At 76.7% G+C, this 19,275-nt stretch carries 13 protein-coding genes; 4 read left to right on the plus strand and 9 right to left on the minus strand.

Annotated features, from left to right (window positions below; all coding sequences use genetic code 11):
- Nucleotides 1–36: 36 nt before the first annotated feature.
- From ACWEO5_RS33090 to ACWEO5_RS33100, 3 genes are read right to left on the minus strand one after another with little or no spacing between them, the layout of a single operon-like run.
- Nucleotides 37–720: a DUF3618 domain-containing protein gene (locus ACWEO5_RS33090; RefSeq protein WP_452165833.1), complete on the minus strand. Its 684-nt coding sequence runs from the start codon at nucleotides 718–720 to the stop codon at nucleotides 37–39.
- Nucleotides 696–1,181 (minus strand): phage holin family protein, encoded by a 486-nt coding sequence (locus ACWEO5_RS33095; RefSeq protein ID WP_452165834.1) that lies wholly within the window; start codon nucleotides 1,179–1,181, stop codon nucleotides 696–698. Before ACWEO5_RS33095 ends, ACWEO5_RS33090 begins: the two co-directional genes overlap by 25 nt.
- Nucleotides 1,182–1,184: 3 nt before the next feature.
- Nucleotides 1,185–2,117 (minus strand): hypothetical protein, encoded by a 933-nt coding sequence (locus tag ACWEO5_RS33100; protein ID WP_452165835.1) that lies wholly within the window; start codon nucleotides 2,115–2,117, stop codon nucleotides 1,185–1,187.
- 222 nt (nucleotides 2,118–2,339) lie between these two features.
- On the opposite strand from ACWEO5_RS33100, the gene ACWEO5_RS33105 reads away from it, so the two are divergent.
- Complete coding sequence (locus ACWEO5_RS33105; protein ID WP_452165836.1) at nucleotides 2,340–3,311, plus strand: MBL fold metallo-hydrolase; 972 nt, start codon at nucleotides 2,340–2,342, stop codon at nucleotides 3,309–3,311.
- Nucleotides 3,312–3,781: 470 nt separating this feature from the next.
- Here ACWEO5_RS33105 and ACWEO5_RS33110 read toward each other — a convergent pair whose 3' ends face one another.
- From ACWEO5_RS33110 to ACWEO5_RS33130, 5 genes are all read right to left on the minus strand, one after another.
- Entirely contained in the window at nucleotides 3,782–4,219 is a 438-nt protein-coding gene (locus ACWEO5_RS33110; RefSeq protein WP_452165837.1) for an SRPBCC family protein, read from the minus strand.
- A 28-nt stretch (nucleotides 4,220–4,247) separates the two neighbouring features.
- The gene (locus tag ACWEO5_RS33115; RefSeq protein WP_452165838.1) at nucleotides 4,248–5,873 is read right to left on the minus strand and encodes a phytoene desaturase family protein; all 1,626 of its coding nucleotides are present in this window, start codon (nucleotides 5,871–5,873) and stop codon (nucleotides 4,248–4,250) included.
- Nucleotides 5,874–5,965: 92 nt separating this feature from the next.
- Nucleotides 5,966–8,452: a SpoIIE family protein phosphatase gene (locus ACWEO5_RS33120; protein WP_452165839.1), complete on the minus strand. Its 2,487-nt coding sequence runs from the start codon at nucleotides 8,450–8,452 to the stop codon at nucleotides 5,966–5,968.
- A 61-nt stretch (nucleotides 8,453–8,513) separates the two neighbouring features.
- Nucleotides 8,514–12,848 carry a HAMP domain-containing protein gene (locus ACWEO5_RS33125; RefSeq protein ID WP_452165840.1) on the minus strand — a complete coding sequence of 1,445 codons (4,335 nt, stop codon included), beginning with the start codon at nucleotides 12,846–12,848 and terminating at the stop codon, nucleotides 8,514–8,516.
- 181 nt (nucleotides 12,849–13,029) lie between these two features.
- Entirely contained in the window at nucleotides 13,030–17,043 is a 4,014-nt protein-coding gene (locus ACWEO5_RS33130; protein ID WP_452165845.1) for a SpoIIE family protein phosphatase, read from the minus strand.
- Nucleotides 17,044–17,549: 506 nt separating this feature from the next.
- On the opposite strand from ACWEO5_RS33130, the gene ACWEO5_RS33135 reads away from it, so the two are divergent.
- The 3 genes from ACWEO5_RS33135 (at nucleotide 17,550) to ACWEO5_RS33145 (ending at nucleotide 18,804) form a co-directional block, all read left to right on the plus strand.
- Nucleotides 17,550–17,927, plus strand: coding sequence for an STAS domain-containing protein (locus tag ACWEO5_RS33135; protein ID WP_452165841.1), 378 nt, complete (start codon nucleotides 17,550–17,552; stop codon nucleotides 17,925–17,927).
- Between the two features lie 115 nt (nucleotides 17,928–18,042).
- Nucleotides 18,043–18,531, plus strand: a complete 489-nt coding sequence (locus tag ACWEO5_RS33140) for an ATP-binding protein (protein WP_452165842.1) — start codon at nucleotides 18,043–18,045, stop codon at nucleotides 18,529–18,531.
- A 90-nt stretch (nucleotides 18,532–18,621) separates the two neighbouring features.
- Nucleotides 18,622–18,804: a hypothetical protein gene (locus ACWEO5_RS33145; protein ID WP_452165843.1), complete on the plus strand. Its 183-nt coding sequence runs from the start codon at nucleotides 18,622–18,624 to the stop codon at nucleotides 18,802–18,804.
- A gap of 22 nt (nucleotides 18,805–18,826) precedes the next feature.
- Here the strand turns inward: ACWEO5_RS33145 and ACWEO5_RS33150 are convergent.
- A partial coding sequence (locus tag ACWEO5_RS33150; protein ID WP_452165844.1) for an FAD-dependent oxidoreductase occupies nucleotides 18,827–19,275 on the minus strand: 449 nt, incomplete at its 5' end.

Raw genomic sequence — 19,275 nt, forward strand, 5'->3', positions numbered from 1 at the left:
CGCGGGGGCGGCGGGCGCGCTGCCGCGCCCGGCCGGTCAGGGCAGCCGGTGCCCGTCCGGGCCGTCGTGCCCGCCGTCCCGCACCTCGTGGGCGGTCTCCCGGCCGGTGGCCCGCAGCTCCTGCGCCGCGTGCTGCCCGGCGTCCCGGGCGGCCGCCGCGGTGGTGTCGGCGGCCTGCCGGGCGGCGGCCTCCACGGACCGCACCGCCCGGGCGGCCGGGTCGTGCAGGTCGTCCCGGACCTCCCGCGCGGTGTCGAGGGCGGCCCGCTTCACCGGCTCCAGCAGCTCCGGGTGCTCGCGCAGCCGCTCGCCGCCGCGCTCCTCGATCCGGCTGGCGGGCAGCAGCGCCGCCGCGAGCAGCCCCGCGCCGAACGCCACCAGGCCCGCACCCAGCGGGCTGCCCTGCGTCCGCCGGCGCACCTGCTCGGGCGCCCGCCGGACGGACTCGCCCAGCTGGGCGGCGCCCCCCTGCGCGGTGCGGCCCAGCCGGGCGGCGGTGTCACCGGTGGCGTCCGCCGCGTGGCGGGTCGACGCGGCGCTGTCGTGGACGGGTCCCATCACTCGCTCCTTGATCCCGGTCATCGTGCGGCGTGCGGCGTCGGCCCGGCGGTGCACCACCCGGCTCGGGGTGATCCGGTCGGCGAGCCGGTCGACGTTCTGCGCCAGGTGCGCCCGGCGGGCCTCGACCTCGTTCCTCAGCTCATCGGGTGTCGCGCCCATGCGGCGTCCTCCTTCAGGGTCTGCACGGTCTGTTCGGGCTTGAGCCGGACGTCCTTCAGCCGCTTGCGGCCGGTGCTCCACAGCACCGCCCCGGCCAGCGCCCACAGGGCGGTGACCACCAGGGCGGCCCAGGCCGGGGGCATCAGCGCGGCCAGCGCGAAGACCACCGTCAGGCTGCCCAGGACGACCGCCATGTGCCCGGCGTACCCGGCCCCGGCGAGCATGCCGGAGGCCTTGCCCGCCTTGGTCGCCTCCTGCTTGATCTCGGCCTTCGCGAGTTCGATCTCGTCGCGCACCAGGCGGCTCAGGTCGCCGGTGATCTCGCTGATCAGGTCGCCCAGCGACTCGTGCCCGCCCCGCTCGGCGGAGCCGGGCGGCTGCCGGGGCGGGGGAGGAGTCCGGCCCGGGACGTCGGCCGAGGGGTACCCGGCGGAGCGGTGGTCGGTGAAAGGTGCGGTCACGGCTCACACCCCCCGGGCCGGCGGCTGCTGCCCCAGGCCGGGGAACGGGGCCTGCTCCCGGTCCTGCTCCCAGCCCTGCTCCCGGCCCTGCTCCTGGCCGGGGAGCGGCCCCTGCAACTGGCCGTGCCGCGGGTCCTCGACGCGGCCGGGGCCCCCGACGGGGCCGGGCTCCGGCGAGTGGCCCGGGTTCGGCCGGTAGGCGGGGGTCGTGCCGTACGGGTCGGAGGTGCCGTACGGGTCGGAGGTGCCGGGCACGGCCGGGGGTACGGCGGGCGGGGCGCTCACCGGGGCCGTCACGACGCCCGACCGGTCCGGCCACGTCCCGTCCCGCTCGTCGCGGCCGGTGGAGCCGCCCCGGTCGCCGAGGCCGTCGAGCCCGTCCTGCCAGTCCTGCCCGTCGTGCCCGTGCTCGGAGGGGCCGTCGGCCGCGGCGACGCCCTTGCCGGCCCGGCCGAGCGCGAACCCGGCCAGCGCCGCTCCCGCCAGGAACAGGCCGGGGCGGCGGCGCGCGAAGTCCTGCACGTCCTCCAGCAGCCCGTCCGGGCCGCGCCGCTGCAGACGGTCGGCCACCCGCTGCCCGCCGTCGGCGAGCTGGGCGACCGCGACGGCCGCCGTCGAGTCGGGCTTGCCGTGCGCGGCCATCTCCCGCAGTTCCGCCGCCAGTCGGCGGACGTTCTCCGCCAGCCGCTCGGTCTGCTCCCTGGCCTGGCCCCGCACCTGGCCGCGGGCCTCGTCGAGCAGGTCCCGGGCCTGCGCGAGCGCCTCCTGGGCGACCCGGGCGGCCTGCTCCTCGACCGTCCCCGCGACCTCACCCGCCCGGTCGGCCACCACGTGCGCGCCCCCGGCGGCGCCGTCCCGCACGCTCCGGGCGGCGGCACCCACCGGGCCGACGTGCTGCTCCGAATCCCAACTTCCCTGATTCGCATAGTCGTTCAAGGCTGCTCCTCACTCCGCGGGTCGGATCGTTCGTGCCGCCCGACTGCCCCGTTCCGGGCGACATACGCAGATATGTCCGCAACCCGTTCGATCCGGCCCCGGCCGCGGCCGCCGCCGCCCCGTCAACCCGCCTGCCCGAAAAGGCGGGTGACGTGCCGTCGGGCGCCGACCGATCCGGCCCCGGCCGGAACCGGGAGCGCCCGGGCGACGTCCTGTCGGGGCATGGACAACAACGCCTTGGGACGGCGCGGACTCCTCCGGACGGCGGTCGCGGGGGCCGCCCTCCTGCCGGTGGCCGGGGCCGTCACCCCGGCCGCCGCCGGCGAGCCGCAGCCACAGCCGCAGTCGCAGCCGCAGGGCGGTGGCGGCGCCGAGACGGCGTTCACCTGGCTGGGCAACAGCGGATGGCGGATCGAGGGCGACGGGCACACCGTCCTGTTCGACCCGTACCTCACCCGCTTCCCTACCCACGGCTTCGACGCCGCCACCCCGCTCACCGTGGCCACCGACGTGGTCGACCGGCACATCGGGGAGCCCGACCTCGTCCTGGTCAGCCACAGCCACTGGGACCACTTCAACGACGTCCCGTACATCGCGAAGAGCCGCGGGGTCCAGGTGGTCGGCACCGCCACCACCTGCCACCTGCTGCGGGCCACCGGCGTGCCACCGGCGCAGCTGATCGTGGTGAAGGGCGGCGAGGTCCTCGACTTCGGCGGGTACACCGTGCGGGTGGTGGCCAGCCTGCACAGCCGCAACGCGACGCACCGCTACTGGGCGCCCGGCACCCTCACCGCCCCGCCCGCCGCCCCGCCCGCGACCATCGGCGAACTCGTCGAGGGCGACACCCTGGCCTTCCAGGTCCGCATCGGTGACGGCCCGTCGACCCTGCTCACCGGCGCCAGCGACTTCGTCGAGCACACCTACGCCGGCCTGCGCCCCGACGTCGCGATGATCGCCGCCGAGAGCACCGCCCGCACCACCCACCAGTACGTGCCGCGGCTGCTCCAGGCGCTCGACCACCCGCGCACCGTCGTCCCCGTGCACTGGGACACCTTCGAGACGCCGCTGGCCGAACCCGCCGTCCAGGACCCCGGGATCGACCTCGACGGCCTCCTCGACCAGGTGCGCCGGCTCTCCCCGCGCACCCGGCTGGTCCGCCCCGAACACCTCGCCACCCTGCGGCTGCGCGCCTGACGGGGGGCGCGGAACGCCGGCGGCCCGCCGGAAGCCGGGGCAGGCACCGAGCCCCCTCCGGCGCGGCCGCCGGCCGACCGGAACGACCCGCGCCGGAGCCCCGCACGACACCCCGTTCGTTCCTCTTCCTGCTCGGCAGCGCCCGCACCGGCGGCAACACCGAGGCACTCGCCCGGGCCGCCGCCGAGCAGCTCCCGGCCGGCACCGCACAGCGCTGGCTGCACCTGGCCTCCCTCGACCTGCCCGAGTACGTCGACGCGCGGCACGCGCCGGGCGGGCCGGAGCCCCGGCCCACCGCCGCGTACACGGGCGTGCGCTTCGGCGGCGTCCTGCTGGGCAACGCCAGCCGCCCGCGCCGAGACCTTCTTCGCCGGGCGGCCCCCGCTCGCCCGCTTCCCGTACGAGGACTGAGGGGGGCTGACGAGGACTGAGGGGGCTGACGGGCAGCGACGGGCAGCGACTGGCGGCGGCTACCCGGCGGAGCGGGTGGCGTTGCGGGCCAGGTTGGCGAGCAGGCGGCGGTTGCGCAGGTGCAGGAGCAGCTCGGTGAGCGGGTTCTCCAGCCGGGCCCCGATCCCGCGCAGCGGGTGCTCGTCGAGCAGCAGCAGGGTGTCGTCGCCCCAGGGGACGAGCGAGAAGGCGATCCGGGCGGTGCCCAGCGGGTCCGCCGCGGCCTCCAGTTCGAGGCGGCGGCCCGGCTCGCAGATCCGGACGACGCAGGTGTCCTCCAGCGTGGCGGGCCCGAGGCCGACCCGGAACCTGAGCCGGGCCCCGACCTCGGGCCACTGCTCGTCCGCGTCCAGGACGTCCTGCGTCCCGACCACCCACTGCGCGTAGCTCCGGGCGTTCGCCAGGACGTTCCAGACCTGCGCGGCGGGGCAGTCGATCAGGCGTTGGCGCTGTGCCATGGGGATCCGTTCCCTTCGGACGGGCGGGTCAGCTCTGCGGCCCGCGCCGGACGGTCGGGCCGCCCGCCGGCAGGAAGCGGGCCGGCGAACGACGGTGGGCGTTCAGCGCGGCGCGGGCGGCGTTGGCGCCGCACGCCCCGTGCACGCCGCCGCCCGGGTGGGCGGAGGCGGAGGCCAGGTAGAGCCGGGCGACCGGGGTGCGGGGCCCGGCCGTGCCCGGGGCGGGACGCAGGAACAGCTGCTGGTGCGGGGCCGCGGTGCCGCCGTTGAGGGCGCCGCCGACCAGGTTGTCGTCGAGCCCGCGCAGCACCGGCGGGGTGAGCACCCGGCGGGCGGCGACCAGGTCGCGGAAACCGGGGGCGAACCGCTCCACCTGCCGCTCGATCCGGTCGGCCATCGCCTCGCCCTCCCGCTCGTCCCACCGGCCGGTGATGCCGTCCGGGCCGAGGTCCGCGGAGATCCGCTGCGGCACGTGCGTGTAGGCCCAGGCCGACTCGGTGCCGCGCGGCGAACGGGACGGGTCGGCCACCGTCATCTGCCCGAACAGCGCGAACGGACGGGCGGGCAGCCGCCCGGTGATCACCTGGTGCGCGAAGTCGCCGAGCTCGTCCAGGTCGGCGCCCAGGTGCACCGTCCCGGCCCGGCCCGCCAGCGGCGCGCTCCACGGCACCGGCCCGCGCAGCGCCCAGTCCACCTTGACGGTGCCGAAGTCCCACTGGAAGCGGCCCACGTCCCGGCGCAGCCGCCCGGGCAGGTGCTCCCAGCCGACCAGGCCGCCGTACAGCGCGGTCGCGGCGGTGTCCGCCAGGACGGCCCGCCGGGCCCGGTGCCGGCAGCCGTCCGCGGTGCGCACGCCGAGCGCCGTCCCGTCCCGCACCAGCACCTCCCGCACCGGCTGCCCGCAGTGCACCTCCCCGCCCCGGGACTCCAGCCGGCGCACCAGCGCCTCCGTCAACGCGGACGCCCCGCCGACCGGCACCGGCCAGCCGTACCGCCGCCCCAGCATCGCCATCAGCCAGCCGAAGGCGCCGCTGCCCGCCGCCTCCGGCAGCAGGTCCGCGTGCAGCGCGCACCCGGCCAGCAGCAGCCCCGGCGCGTCGCCCGCGAACTCCTCCTCGGCGAGGCGCCGCACCGGCAGCGCCAGGAACCGCGCCAGGTCCAGCAGCCCGGCCGGGCGCAGCCGGGCCGCGATCGCCGCGCCCGCCCGCACCGGCGGGAACCGGGTCAGCAGGGCGTTCACCAGGTGCGGCTCCAACTCGTCCCAGCGGTCGGCCAGCCCCAGCCAGGCCCGGGCGTCGGGCCCGCCGAACATCCGCTCCAGCAGCTCCGGGTCCGGCCCGCCGTCGCCGTCCCGGTACAGGCCGGCGCAGCGGCCGTCCGGCAGCGGGTGGGCCAGCACCAGCGGGGCGTGGCTCCAGCGCAGCCCGAACCCGTCCAGCCCCAGCCCCCGGATCGCCGGGGAGGCGACGGCCAGCGGGTGGAAGGAGCTGAACAGGTCGGAGACGAAACGCGGGTCCACGCCCCGGTCGCTGCGCACCGCCCCGCCCGGGACGGGCTGCGCCTCCAGCACCAGGACCCGCCAGCCCGCGTCCGCGAGCAGGTTGGCCGCGACCAGCCCGTTGGGGCCGGATCCGATCACGATCGCGTCAGCCATGCCGGCCTCCTCAGGACCTCGACGGCCCCGCGCCTGCCCGACCAGCCCCGACCGCACACCTGCGGCCGGACATCCGCCCCCGGCCGGGCCCGCTACCGCACCTCGAAGCCGACCAGGCAGGTGTCGTCGTCGGTGTCGGCGCCGCTGAACCGCAGCAGGTGGTCCAGGTGGGCGTCGAGGGCGGCGGCGCCCGCGCGCGGGGCGGCCTCGGAGAGGGCCACCAGGTTGGCGAGCGAGGTGTGCAAGCCCTGGTCGCGGCGTTCGATCAGGCCGTCGGTGTACATCACGATCCGGTCGCCCGGCGCCAGTTCGATCTCGCTCTCCTGGTAGTCGGCCCGGCCGATCACGCCCAGCAGGATGCCGTCCACCTGCGGCAGGCACTCCGCGCTCCCGCCGCGCAGCAGCACCGGCGGGAGGTGGCCGGCCCGGGCCCAGCGCAACCGGCGGTGCTCCGGGTCGTACAGGCCGCAGACCGCGGTGGCGGTGACGTTGTCGGTCAGGTGGTGCGTCACGCTGTTCAGCCAGGCCAGCAGCTGGGCCGGGCCGGCCCCGGTGGCGGCCAGGCCGCGCAGCGCGTTGCGCAGCGCGACCATCCCGGTGGCGGCCTCGATGCCGTGCCCGGCGACGTCGCCGACGCACACCAGCACCTGCCCGGAGGGCAGCGGCAGCGCGTCGTACCAGTCCCCGCCGACCAGGTGGTCCTTCTCGGCGGGCCGGTAGCGCACCGCGACGTCCAGGTTGTTCAGGGTCAGCGGGCCGCTGCTGGGAGGCATGATCGCGTGCTGCAGCTGCCGGACCAGGCGGTGCCGTTCGGCGGCCTGCTGCTCGGTCTGGGCCAGCTGGTCGCGGGTGGCGGCCAGCGCGACCTCGGTCCAGTGCTGGGCGGAGACGTCCTGGTAGGCGCCGCGGACCGCGCTGACCCGCTCCGCGGGGTCGTGGACCGGCTCGGCCACCACCCGGACGTGCCGGCTCACGCCGTCCGGGCGCTGCAGTCGGAAGGCCGTGGACGCCGGGCGGCGGTGGTGCAGCAGGGTGCGCAGGAACCGGTCGACGGCGTGGCGGTCGTCCGGGTGGGCGTGCTCGGCCAGCTCGTCCAGCGCGATCGGCCGCGCGGTGGCGGGCAGGCCGTACAGCTCGAACAGGGTGTCGTTCCAGACCACCTGGCGGGAGTCGAGGTCCTCCTCGAAGCCGCCGATCCGGCCCAGCCGCTGGGCGTGGTGCAGCAGCCGGGCGATCTTCGGCGTGTTGTCGGCCAGCCGCCACAGCACGGTCACGTGGCTGCCGTGCCGGCTGACCGACACGTACGCGTCCGTGCTCAGCGGCACCCCGTCCACCAGGGCGGCCAGCTGCATCCGCGGGTCCCGGAACGGCGTCCCGGTGGCGTGGACGTCCTCCACCGCCCCCAGCAGGCCGCCCTCCCGGGCCGCCAGCGGGTACGCCTCCAGCAGGGGCGAGCCGACCAGGGCGGCGGTCGGGCGGCCCGCGAAGTCCACGAACGCCGGGTTGGCGTGCCGGATCACGAAGCGCGGCGGGACGGCGTCGTCGGCGGGCTCCAGCACCATGCACGGGTCGAGCAGCCCGTCGACCAGCCGGGCCAGCTCGTCCAGCCGCCCCGTCCCCGGGGCCCCCTCCGGGGCGTCCTCCCCCCAGGTCTCCAGGGTGGCCGCGCACAGCCCGGCCAGCGCCTCGAACTGCCGCTGCAGCGACTGCGAGCGCTCCGGCAGCTCCCCGCGCCAGCACACCTCCAGGACGCCGATCAGCCGGCCGCCGACCCCGGCCGGGACGGCGATCCGCCCGCCGCCGGTCTCGTGCTGGCCGATCGACGGGACGGCCGCGTCGGCCAGCGTCCGGTACGCCACCGTCGCCCGCTCGTCCAGCGCCCGGCGGGCCGCGGTGACCACCCCGGGCGGCACGTGGCGCCACCGCCGGGCCTCCGCGTCGGTGAAGCCCGCACTGCCCGCCAGCGCCAGCGACAGGTCGGGGCGGGCCGCCCAGATCGCCACCGCGACCGCGCCCAGCGGGCGCAGCGCGTGCTCCAGCATCGCCCGGGCCGCCGCGGCGGCGTCGCTGCCGCTCAGCGCGTCCGCCTCGGTGTTGCGCAGCCGGACGCCCACGCCCGGGTCCGCCGGCTCCGCCGGGTCCGCGGTCCGTGCCACGAAGTCCTGGGCGGCCTCGGAGATCTTGTCCGCGGCGGCCTGGTTGACCAGCCCGGCGGCGAGCTCCAACGGGGTGGAGCCGGCCTGCTCCGCCAGCAGGTGGAGCTGCTTGGCGGCCTCGGTCGGCCCGCAGCGCAGCCGCTCCACCAGGACGCCGACCGCCATCTCCACCACCGAGCGGCCCGCGGCGTGCGCCTGCGCCTCGTCGAGCTGCCGGCGCAGCTGGTCCACCGCGCCGGCCAGCCGCCCCAGCGCGCCGTCGGCCGGGGCGCCGTCGACCAGCGCGCCGTCGGCCGGGGCGCCGTCCGGCCCGGAGGCGTCGGCCGGGGCGGGCCGTTGGGCGCCGATCCGCCCGGACGGGACCGGGAGGGCCGACGGGATCGGCAGCTCCTGGCCGGGGTGCGGCTCCCGGGACTGGTGCACGGCGTGGACTCCTGCGGTCGGTCGGACGGGCGGTCGGGGGTGGGACGGTCGGGCGCGGGGGCTACCGGGTGAGCTGGGCCTCGATCCGCCCGATCAGCTCGCCCGCGTCGACCGGCTTGGTGACGTAGTCGCTGGCACCGGAGGCGAGGCTCTTCTCGCGGTCGCCGACCATGGCCTTGGCGGTCACCGCGATGATCGGCAGCGCCGCGTACTGCGGCATCGCGCGGATCGCCGCCGTCGCGGCGTACCCGTCCATCTCGGGCATCATCACGTCCATCAGGATCACGTCGACGCCCGGGTTGGCGGCCAGCGTCTCCAGCGCCGCCCGGCCGTTCTCGGCCTGCAGCACCCGCATGCCGTGCAGTTCCAGGATGCCCGTGATCGCGTACAGGTTCCGGTCGTCGTCGTCGACGACCAGCACCAGGCGGCCGTTCAGGGCCGAGCTCCCGGCCTCCCAGGGGGCGTCCTGCGGGAGCCCGCGGACCAGCGGGACGTCCGCGGGGTGGTCGGCGCTCATGTGCAGGGCGATCCGCTCGCGCAGCTCGTCGAGGCTGGAGATGACCTCCAGCGGGCGGGCCCCGGCCCGGGAGAGCGCGTCGGCGTCGCCGGGCGTCCCCCGGTTGCTGTGCACCAGCACCGGCACGCCCTGCAGGGCGGGATCGCGGTCCATCTCGCGCAGCAGCGCGGGGGCCGCCGCGTCGGGCAGGTCCAGGTCCAGCACCACGCAGTGCGGGGGAGCGGAGGCCAGGACGGCCGCGGCCTCCGCCGCGCCGACCGCGGTGACCACCTCGGCCCGGCGGCGGCCCTCCCCGGGCCCGGGCAGGCCGGCCGGCTCGGCGGTGGCGTTCTCGGCGACCAGCGACAGCAGGCCGCCCTGGCGCTCCTCGACCACCAGCAGGCGGCGCGGCTGGAGCGGGGCGGCACCCTCCTCGGCGCCCTGGTGCCCGGTGTCGCCGGGAGCCTCCCGCCGCTCGTCCGCCCCGGACCGGGGCTCGGCCTCCAGTGCCAGGAACTCCGGGCGGGTGACCGGCAGGAACAGGGTGAAGGTGCTGCCGCTGCCCAGCACGCTCTCGGCGGTGATCGCGCCGCCGAGCAGGTAGGCGATCTCCCGGCTGATCGACAGCCCCAGGCCGGTGCCGCCGTACTTGCGGCTGGTGGTGCCGTCGGCCTGCTGGAACGCGCCGAAGACGCTCTCCAGGTGCTGCGGCGCGATGCCGATCCCGCTGTCGGAGACCTGGAAGGCCAGCACCGGCCCGCCGCGGCGCACCCCCTCGGGGACCTGCTCCTCCGGGGCCAGCCCGACCCGCAGCTCGACCCGGCCCCGCTCGGTGAACTTCACCGCGTTGGACAGCAGGTTCCGCAGCACCTGGCGCAGCCGGTAGTCGTCGGTGACCAGCTGCTCGGGCACGTCCGGGGCGGTGCGGACGGTGAAGGTCAGGCCCTTCTGGCCGGTCAGCGGCTTGAAGGTGGCCTCGGCGTACTCCAGCAGGCTGTGCAGCGCGACCGGCTCGGGGGTGAGGTCCATCTTCCCCGCCTCGACCTTCGACAGGTCGAGGATGTCGTTGATCAGCTGCAGCAGGTCGGAGCCCGCCGAGTGGATGATGCCCGCGTACTCGACCTGCTTGGCGGTCAGGTTCCGGGTCGGGTTCTGGGCGAGCAGCTGGGCCAGGATCAGCAGGCTGTTCAGCGGGGTGCGCAGCTCGTGGCTCATGTTGGCCAGGAACTCCGACTTGTAGGTGGAGGCCAGCGAGAGCTGGTGCGCGCGCTCCTCCAGCTCCTGCCGGGCCTGCTCGATCTCCAGGTTCTTGGTCTCGATGTCCCGGTTCTGCGCGGCCAGCAGCGCGGCCTTGTCCTCCAGTTCCGCGTTGGACGCCTGGAGTTCCTCCTGCCGGGCCTGCAACTCCTGCGAGCGGGCCTGGAGTTCGGCGGTCAACCGCTGCGACTCGTCCAGCAGCTCGTCGGTCCGGACGTTGGCGACGATCGTGTTCAGGTTGACGCCGACGGTCTCCATCAGCTGGTCCAGGAAGGCCCGGTGGACCGTGGCGTACGGCCGGACCGAGGCCAGCTCGATGACGCCGAGCACCTGCTCCTCGACCACGATCGGGACGACCAGCAGCGACAGCTCCTCGGTGCGGCCGAGCCCGGAGGAGGCCGCCAGGTAGCCGGCCGGCAGGGCCTCGACGGCGATGGTGCGCCGGCTGCGGGCCGCCTGCCCGACGAACGACTCGCCGAGCCGGAAGCTGGCCGGCCGCTCGCCGTCCGGGTACGCGTACGAGCCGATCAGCCGCAGCAGCGTGCCGCCCTCGGCCTCCTCGGCCAGGTAGAACGCGCCGACCTGGGCGCCCACCAGCGGGGTGAGCTCGTCCATCACCGCCTCGGCGACCACGGCCAGGTCGCGCTGGCCCTGCAGCAGGCCGGAGAAGCGCGCCAGGTTGGTCTTGAGCCAGTCCTGCTCCTCGTTGGCCCGGGTGGTCTCGCGCAGCGAGCCGACCATGGCGTTGATGTTGTCCTTGAGGTCGGCGACCTCGCCGGAGGCGTCCACGGTGATCGAGCGGGTCAGGTCGCCCGCCGCGACGGCGCTGGTCACCTCGGCGATCGCCCGGACCTGCCGGGTCAGGTTCCCGGCCAGCTCGTTGACGTTCTCGGTGAGCCGCTTCCAGGTGCCGGAGACGCCCTCCACCTCGGCCTGCCCGCCCAGGCGCCCCTCGCTGCCGACCTCGCGGGCGACGCGGGTCACCTCGGCGGCGAACGAACCGAGCTGGTCGACCATGGTGTTGATGGTGGTCTTGAGCTCCAGGATCTCGCCGCGGGCGTCTACGTCGATCTTCCGGGTCAGGTCGCCGCTGGCGACCGCCGTGGTGACCTGGGCGATGTTGCGGACCTGCGAGGTCAGGTTGTGCGCCATGAAGTTGACGTTGTCGGTGAGGTCCTTCCAGGTGCCCGCGACGTTCGGCACCCGGGCCTGTCCGCCGAGGATGCCGTCGGTGCCGACCTCGCGGGCGACCCGGGTCACCTCGTCGGCGAACGCCGACAGGGTGTCCACCATCGTGTTGATCACCCCGGCCAGCGCGGCGACCTCGCCCTCCGCCTCGACGGTGATCTTCTGGCTGAGGTCGCCGCGGGCCACCGCGGTGGCGACCTGCGCGATCGAACGCACCTGGCCGGTCAGGTTGGACGCCATCACGTTGACGTTGTCGGTCAGGTCCTTCCAGGTGCCGGAGACGCCCCGGACGGTGGCCTGACCGCCCAGGTTGCCCGCCGTGCCGACCTCGCGGGCCACTCGGGTCACCTCGTCGGCGAACGCCGACAGCTGGTCGACCATCGTGTTGATGGTCTCCTTCAGCTCCAGGATCTCGCCCCGGGCGTCGACCCGGATCTTCTGCGTCAGGTCGCCCTTGGCGACGGCCGTGGTGACCTGCGCGATCGCCCGGACCTGCGCGGTCAGGTTGTCGGCCATCACGTTCACCGACTCGGTCAGGTCGCGCCAGGTGCCCGACACGTCTCGGACGTCGGCCTGCCCGCCGAGCCGCCCCTCGGTGCCCACCTCGCGGGCCACCCGGGTCACCTCGCCCGCGAACGAGCTCAGCTGGTCGACCATCGTGTTGATGGTGTCCTTCAGCTCCAGGATCTCGCCGCGCGCCGTCACGGTGATCTTCTGCGACAGGTCGCCGTCGGCCACCGCGGTCGCCACCTGCGCGATCGCCCGGACCTGGCCGGTCAGGTTGCCCGCCATCGAGTTGACGCTGTCGGTCAGGTCGCGCCACGTCCCCGAGACGCCCTGCACGTCGGCCTGACCGCCGAGGATGCCCTCGGTGCCGACCTCGCGGGCCACTCGGGTCACCTCGCCCGCGAACGAGCTCAGCTGGTCGACCATCGTGTTGACGGTGTTCTTCAGCTCCAGGATCTCGCCCCGGGCGTCCACCGTGATCTGCTGCGACAGGTCGCCCTTGGCGACCGCGGTGGCCACCTGGGCGATGTCGCGCACCTGGGTGGTGAGGTTGCCCGCCATCGCGTTGACGCTGTCGGTCAGGTCCTCCCAGGTGCCGGACACCCCGGGAACGACCGCCTGGCCGCCCAACTGCCCCTCGGTGCCGACCTCGCGGGCCACCCGGGTCACCTCGGAGGTGAACCGGGACAGCTGGTCCACCATGCCGTTGAACACGGTGGCGATCTCGCCCAGCAGCCCGTCCGCGTCCTCCGCCAGCTCGGTGCTGAAGTCCCCGTCGCGCACCGCGGTCAGACCGGCCAGCAGCGAACGCAGCTCGGCCTCGCCGATCTTCGAGCGGTCGGCCGCCGGCTCCGGTCCGGGGCCCGCCGAACGGGACCCCTCCGGTCGGGAGCCGGTCGGCCGGGGGTCTTCCTGCCGGGAGTCCGGGGACGTCGTCGAGCCAGCCATCGAAAGCTCAGCCTCCTAGCACGCTCCGCCGCAGGGCGGAGCAACCGATCGAGCGCACGGGCCCGGAAACCGTCCGAGCGCAGTCCCCCGGGGCCCCGGGCGAGGCTACCCCAGCCGGGCGAAGCACCGGAAACCCCGGCCCGGGGAACGCACGGCGAACGGCTCCCCGGGAACGCCGGATTCAGGACCGGAACGCGGCCGGGGAGAGCCCGGCCGCGGGGAGCCCGGCCGGAGGGAGCTCGGCCTCCGCCACCACCGGGGCGCCGCCGTCCGCCGGGAGCACGGTGACGCGCAGGCGGTCGGTGCCGGCCGTGGCGGACAGCCGCAGGGTGCCGCCCGGGCCCGCGGGGGGAGCACCGGAGAGCGCCCCGGTGAACGCCTCCCCGCCGGCGGCCGCCGCCGCCCGGGCCGCCCCGGCCGGGACGCCGCACCCGGTCAGCCAGCCGCGCAGCGCCGCCCGGGCCGTCGCCGCCTCCTCCGGACGGGCGGACAGCGACAGCTCCAGGCGGCCCGGCTGCCGGTAGAGCAGCACGGCCACGTCGTCCTCGTAGCCCTCGCCGGGCGCCATCCGGCCGGTCACGTGGTCCGGGAGCTCGGCGGTCGGCAGGTGGCCGCCCGACCCGACCGCGCGGGCCGCCTCCGCGATGCCCGCGGCCAGGCTGCCGCGCCGCCGCTCGACCAGCCCGTCCGTGTACAGCAGCAGCGTGGAACGGCCGGGCAGCACCACGGTCGCCTCCGGCCGCGGCAGCCCGGGGCGCACGGCCAGCGGGAGCGAGCGTCCCCCCTCCAGCAGGAGGGTGCTGCCGTCGGCGCGGACCAGCACCCCGGGCGGGTGCCCGGCGCTGGAGTGCCGCAGCTCGCCGGTGGCCGGATCGAGGACGCCGCAGAAGACGGTGGTGCAGACCGCGCCGGGCACGGTGGCGGCGAACGCGTCCAGCGCGGCCAGCGCCCGGGCCGGGGCCGGGTCCCGGAGCAGCAGGGCCCGGCACGCGCTGCGCAGCTGGCCCATCACGCTGGCGGCGGCCAGGCCGCGCCCGACGCAGTCGCCGACGATGATGCCGGTCCGGCCGTCCGGCAGCGGCACCGTGTCGTACCAGTCGCCGCCCACCTCCAGCGGCGGGACGGCCGGCTCGTAGCGGGCGGCGAAGCCCTCCGGCAGCCGGTCCGGGCCCAGCAGGGCGTGCTGCAGGGCGAGGGCCGTCTCGCGCTGCTGGTCGATCCGGCGGGCGCGGGCCAGGCCCTGGGCGAGCCGGCCGCCCAGCAGGGTGAGCAGCAGCTCGTCCTCCCGGGTGAAGGGCCGCCGCCCGCCCAGCTCGACCACCAGCACCAGCGGCCCGTCGGGGTGCTCCAGCCGGACCCCGGTGCCGGCCGGCCCCGCCACCGGGACGAGGGCGGGCCCGGCGACCAGCTCCGCCAGCTGGCGCTCCGCCGGCTCCGACAGGTGGGGCTCCGCCGGGCGGGGCGGCTCCGCCGGGGCGGGGGAGCCGTCGACGACGGTGATCCGGGGCGGGGCGGCGGTGTTCGCGCGGTCGAAGCGGGCCGCCAGCACCCGGCGGGCCCGCCACAGCCGGCGCATCTCCGCCAGCGCGCAGCCGAGCGCCTCCTCGGCGTCCGCGGCCCGGCCCAGGCAGTCGGCCAGCGCGGCCAGCGCGCCCTCCCGCTGGACGGCGTAGTACTCGGCGGTCACGTCCCGGAAGGTCCCGACGGTGACGGTGCGCCCGGTCGCCGGGTCCGGGACCCGGTTGAAGGTGGAGTGCGCCCAGATCCGGTGCCCGTCCCGGTGGGTGGCGGGGACGGTGGCGCTGCCGCCGTCGCCCGCCATCGCCGCGGCCAGCGCGTCGGCGGACTGCCGCCTGGCCTCCGGGTCGGCCTCCTGATCCGCCCACCACGGGTGCGGCGGACGGTAGGGCAGCCCCTCCGGGCCGTACCCGAGGACGTCGGCGAACGCCGCGTTGACCCGGATGATCGTGCCGTCCTCGTCGCAGACGAAGAACGCGTCCTGGAGCGAGTCGACCAGCCCCTCGCTCCACCGGGTGTGCCGCTCGCGCAGCCGCGCCAGCCGCAGCGCAGCCCGCACCCGGGCCAGCAGGTCGGCCGCCGCGAACGGCTTGACCAGGTAGTCGTCCGCCCCCGACTCGAAACCGTCGATGGCGTCCTCGCGCCCGGCCCGCGCCGACAGCAGCAGCACCGGCAGGGCGGCGGTGCGCGGGTCGGCGCGCAGCGCCGCGACCAGCCGCAGGCCGTCCGTGCCCGGCATCATCACGTCGCTGATCACCAGGTCGGGGGCGACGGAGCGGACGGCGGCCAGCGCCCGGTCGCCGTCGCCGACCGCGGTGACCCGGTGGCCCGCGCCGGTCAGCACCCGGGTCAGGTAGTCGCGCATGTCGGCGTTGTCGTCGACGACCAGGACGTGCGCGGGCCCGTCCGGCCCGCCGTCGCCGTCCGGCCCGCCGGATCCGTCCGCCGCGGCGGCGGCCGATCGGTCCGCGGACTCCCAGCGGGCGGCCTCCTGGAGGAAGGACTCGGCGCCGTCGGCCGACCCGCGGCGGGCCGGGGCCGCGGGGAGGACGGCGTCCGGGGCCAGCGGCAGGGTGACGGTGAAGGCGGTGCCCCGGTCCGGGACGGACTCGGCGCCGACCGTCCCGCCGTGCAGCTCGACCAGCTCCTTGACCAGGGCCAGGCCGATGCCGCTGCCCTCGTGCGAGCGGGCCCGCCCGCCCTCCACCCGGTGGAAGCGGTCGAACAGGTGCGGCAGCTCGGCGGCGGGGACGCCCACCCCGGTGTCCGCCACGGTGACCTCGGCCCGCCCGTCCCGCTCGCGCACCCGCACCCGGATCGCGCCCTCGAAGGTGAACTTCAGGGCGTTGCCGAGCAGGTTGAAGACGACCTTCTCCCACAGCCCCGGGTCCACCAGGACCGGGGCGCCCAGCGGCGCGCAGTCGACCTCCAGGGCGAGCCCGGCGCGCTGCGCGGCCGAGCGGAACACCGAGGTCAGCTCGGCGGTCAGCCGCGCCAGGTCGACCGGCTCCGGGCGGGCCCGCATCCGGCCCGCCTCGATCCGGGAGAAGTCGAGCAGCGTGTTGACCAGCCGCTCCAGCCGCAGCGCGTTGCGCCGGACGGTCTCCAGGTCCTCGCGGACGTCCGGATCGGCACCGGAGCCGGGCGCGCGACCGGGCCCGCCGTCCGCTCCGCCGTCCGTCCCGCCGTCCGTCCCGTCGTCCGCTCCGCCGCCCGCGAGCCGCTGCCGCAGGGCCTCCACCGGTCCCGCGATCAGCGTCAGCGGGGTGCGGAACTCGTGGCTGATGTTGGAGAAGAACGCGGTCTTCGCCCGGTCTAGCTCGGCCAGCTGCTCGGCCCGCCGCTGCTGCGCCTGGTGGCTGCGGGCACTGGAGACGCCCGCCGCCAGCCGGTCCGCCACCAGGTCGACGAAACCGAGCTGGTCGTCGTCGAGCGGCCGGTACCGGTTGAGGCCGACCACCAGGAAACCGCTCGGCCCCTCGTCACCGGGCCCGCCCAGCGGCACCACCCGGGCCCGCTCCGGCGGCTCCTGCCACGCCCCGCACGGCAGGTCCGCGAACGGGCCGCCCGCCAGCGCCGCCGTCGACGCCTCGCCGCGGCGGGCCGCCACGACCGGCCACGGCCCGTCCGGGCCGGTCAGCGCGGGCGCGGCCGGGTGCCCGGCGGGCACGCCGGAGGAGGCGGCCAACCGGGCACCGCCCCCCTCCTCGTCGAACAGGTACGTCAGGGTGAAGGGCAGGTCGTACGGGTTGCGGGCGAGCTGCCCGGCGGCGAAGGCCAGGAACTCCTCCTCGGTGCGCACCGTCCCCGGGACGGAGCCCAGGTCGCGCAGCGTCGCCATCCGGCGCTCCGCGACCACCCGCTGGGTGTCCTCGCTGACCACGCACAGCACGCCGAGCACCTCGTCGCCCCCGTCGCGCAGCGGGCTGTAGGAGAAGGTGTGGTAGGTCTCCTCGGTGTACCCGGAGCGCCGCAGCCACAGCAGCAGCGCCTCGTCCCAGGTCGCCTCGCCCTCGGTCAGCACGTGCTCGATGCGCGGGCGGGCGTCCTCCCAGACCTCCGCCCACACCTCCCGGAACGGGCGGCCCAGCGCCCACGGGTACTTGCCGCCCAGCGTGTCGCGCCGGTACGCCCCGTTGCAGAAGAAGGTCAGCTCCGGGCCCCAGGCCATCCACATCGAGAACCGCGAGGACAGCACCAGGTCCACCGCCGAGCGCAGGCCCTGCGGCCAGTGCGCCGGGTCCCCCAGCGGCGTCGCCGCCCAGTCGACCCGCGCCAGGTCCGCGCCGACCACCGGATCGGCACCGAAGACCCCCCGTGTCCGCTCCCGCGCCACCGGGCTCCCTCCTCCCACCCGGTACCGCCGGACGCGGCACCGTCGTCACCATTCATTGTGCCGGGTCCGACCCCGGCCCTCGGTCCCGGACGGATGCCCGCTCCCCGGCCCGGTAACCGCCCGCCCCGTCGGCCCGGTAACCGCCGGGCCCGCCGACCCGCCGCCCGCCCGCCCCGTCGGCCTGGCAACCGCCCGCCCCGTCGGCCTGGCAACCGCCCGCTCCGCCGGTCCGGCGATCGCCCGCCCGGCCGCTCCGGTAACCGCCCACCCCACTGCTCCGGTGACCGCCCACCCCACTGGCCCGGCAGCCGCCCGCCCCGTCGGAGCGGTTGGCTAGCATGACCGCCATGACCGACCACATCGCGGGGCCGCCCGGAACGACGGTGCTGCCCCTGCGGGGCGACCTCGACCACGACAACCAACGCGAACTCGCCGCGGAGGTGGACGCCGCGCTCGCCCGCGCCACCGGCGCCCTCGTCCTCGACGTCTCGGCGGTCACCTTCGCCGACTCCTCCGCCCTGCGGACCCTGGTCCTGGCGCAGCAGCGGATGGAGGCGGCGGACGGCGCGCTGGTCCTGCTCGGACCGCTCGGGCCCGCGCTCCGGCGGCTGCTGGAGATCACCGCCACCGACGGCTACTTCACCGTTGCCGACACCCTGCCGCTGGCCCTGGCGGCGGCCGCGGAACTCCTGCGCCGCGGCCCGCACGCAACCGGGACCGGCTGATCCGGACCCAGGCCGCGCCGCATCATCCGCCCCGCCCGGGGCACAAGCTCCCCGACCCCTCCGCCCGGCCACACCGGCCGGCCCGAACGGTGCCGCAGACGATTCGAGGTCGTTCATGTCCCACGACGACGCCCTGCCGCTGACCCCGGAGGCCGCCGTCCCCGAAGACCGGCCGCCCGAGCCGCTGCCTGTGCCGGTGCCCGGGTCGCTGCTGACGGACGGGCCCGTGCGGACGGTCGAACCCGTCAGGACGGCGGGCCAGGCCCGCACCGCGCTCGCCCGGCTGCTGGCCGCCGCCGGGCACCCCGGCGGCCGGGTGCTGGCCGACGCACAGCTGGCGGTCACCGAGCTCGTCGCCAACGCCATGAGCCACGGCGGCGGCCTGACCTGCTTCGACGCCCGCCTCGGCAGCTGCGGCACCGAGCTCGTCGTCGACGTCGAGGACGGCGACGACCGGCACCCGGTCGTCCAACCGCTGCACGACCGCGACCCCGCCACCACCGGCGGCCGCGGCTGGGCCATCGTCCAGGCGCTCGCCGCGACCTGCCAGGTCGTGCCGCTGCCCGCGGGCGGCAAGCGCATCCGGGTCACCTTCGCGCTGTGAGGCCCGCGTTCCGGGGGCCGGCCGCCCGTCGACCGCCGACCACCGGAAAATCAGAGGATTCGATCGGTGACGGCAGGTCAGACTGGGCGCATGGACACCGATCGCCGCTCGCTGTGGCAGCCCTTCTCCGAGACCGCCACCCAGCAGCCGCTGCGCCCCCGCGACGGGCAGCGGCCCGTGCGGGCCACCACGTCGCCCTTCCTCGAACCGGGCCCGGCGCCCGCCCGGTCCGAACCGCCCCGCGCCACCGCCGGGCACCCGCAGGAGCACTGAGGACGGCGCCGGCCACGACCTCCTACGGTCGGCCCGGCCCGGCCGCCAGGTCGGCCAGCACCTCGCGGGCCGCCCGCGCCCCCGAGGCCAGCGCGCCCTGCACCGAGCCGGTGGCCCGGTGGTCGCCGCACACGTACCGGCCGGGGGCCCAGCGGCTGGTGCGGGTCAGGGGGTGCGGGGCGGGCATCGCGGGCAGTGCGCCCGGGATCCGGTAGGCGGCCAGCGGCTCCCAGCCGGAGGTGTCGCGGCCGTACAGCTCCGCCAGCCGGGCGCGCACCGTCCGCTCCTCGGCGGCCGTGCCGAGCACCGAGGTCGACACCAGCGAGAGTCCCGGCGGTGCGCAGCCCGGCACCACCTCGGACAGCACCACCGTGTTGAGCGCACCGTCGGCCGCCCGATCGACGCCGAACCGGTCGAGATCCTCCCCGGCACCGCCGTCACCGAAGCCGGCCGGGGCCCCCGCGGCGGCCT

It is taken from the genome of Kitasatospora sp. NPDC004272 (assembly GCF_053603035.1).